The 1,424-nt window shown below is 40.1% G+C and carries 1 protein-coding gene; it reads left to right on the forward strand.

Annotated features, from left to right (window positions below):
- The first annotated feature begins 205 nt into the window (after positions 1-205).
- Positions 206-1,387, forward strand: coding sequence for a site-specific integrase (locus JYB65_RS14810; RefSeq protein WP_206583474.1), 1,182 nt, complete (start codon positions 206-208; stop codon positions 1,385-1,387).
- Positions 1,388-1,424: the final 37 nt, after the last annotated feature.

The raw sequence follows: 1,424 nt of genomic DNA on the forward strand, positions 1-1,424 counted from the left end.
AGTTTACTTTAAACTGCGGCACCATTTTTTGAGTTATTTCGACTTATTTTGATTATATCTCATATGGAAAAATCTAGCAACACAAAAAATGGCTTATGGATAATTACTTCCCCACTATGTTTTTTGGTGAATATCGGAGCCTTATCGGTCTGTTTCCTGCTATTCGCCGTCATTTTATCGTCAGGATCGGGAAGGGGTGTTGCAGATGTCACGCAGAGGCGAAAATATTTATAAACGTAAAGATGGACGATGGGAAGCACGTATTGTCAAGCCAGACGGAAAATATCGATATATCTATGCTAAGACTTACTCAGACGTAAAAGAAAAAAAGCTAAAACTTCAGGAGTGTGTGCTGAGACCGTTTGATACAAAAAAAATAAGTATCACGCAACATGCATCCGAATTATTTGAATGCTGGTTAAAAAACAGCGTTCGTGACCAAGTCAAACCGTCTACCTATGAAAACTACTACTATTGTATGCAAAAGTATGTCATTCCTTTTTTTATAAAAAAAGAAAACGAGCAAATCACAGAGTACTCAGTTGCTAGGTTTGTCGCATCAATCAAGTTTGACCATTCCATTTCGGACTCTTATAAAAGGAAGATCCTTACCATTTTTAAAACAGCGCTGAAAGAGATTTTAAAAGGCGCTGAGGGACATGCCTCTATAACGGAAGCGGTTAAGCTGCCACGGGTAGAAAGTACGGCGGTCCAGGTATTTTCCGTCAAAGAGCAGAGACTTATTGAACGTATAATAATTCATTCAGAGGACCGGCGGACGCTTGGAATACTCCTGTGCTTTTATACAGGGATTCGCCTCGGTGAGCTTTGTGGCTTGAAATGGAGCGACATTGATTTTGAAGCAGGAACCATGTCCGTTGCGAGAACGGTTTCCCGTACAAAAAATTTTCAACGGGAAGAGACTAAAACGATGCTATTGGTCGGAACACCCAAAAGCCATAAATCAGTCCGGAAAATTCCTCTGCCTGATTTTTTAATACAGTTGTTTATGGAATTTAAGAGTTTCTCTGCGAATGAAAACGGTTATGTGCTCTCTAGGAATAACATTCCTATTGATCCGCGAACTTGTCAAAAGCTATATAAGAAAATATTGGAGGAAGCAGGAGTAAAAGACCGTAAGTTTCATGCCATTCGGCATACCTTTGCCACTCGGGCACTGGAACTAGGAGTTGATATTAAGACACTTAGTGAAATACTGGGACATTCCAATGTTTCCGTTACCCTCAATATTTATGCGCATTCTCTCATGGAACAGAAAAAAATAGCAATGGATAAACTGAACGAGCTGCATATGACGCATATGAAGGCGGAATCATTCGCCGTCACCAGTTCCGTCACAGCATATAAAGAAACCCAGTGTATGTAACTGTTTCCCTGCAACCCAACGCAGTTTAAAGTAAACT

The organism is Clostridium aminobutyricum, from assembly GCF_017255415.1.
Lineage (GTDB): Bacteria > Bacillota > Clostridia > Peptostreptococcales > Anaerovoracaceae > Aminipila > Aminipila aminobutyrica.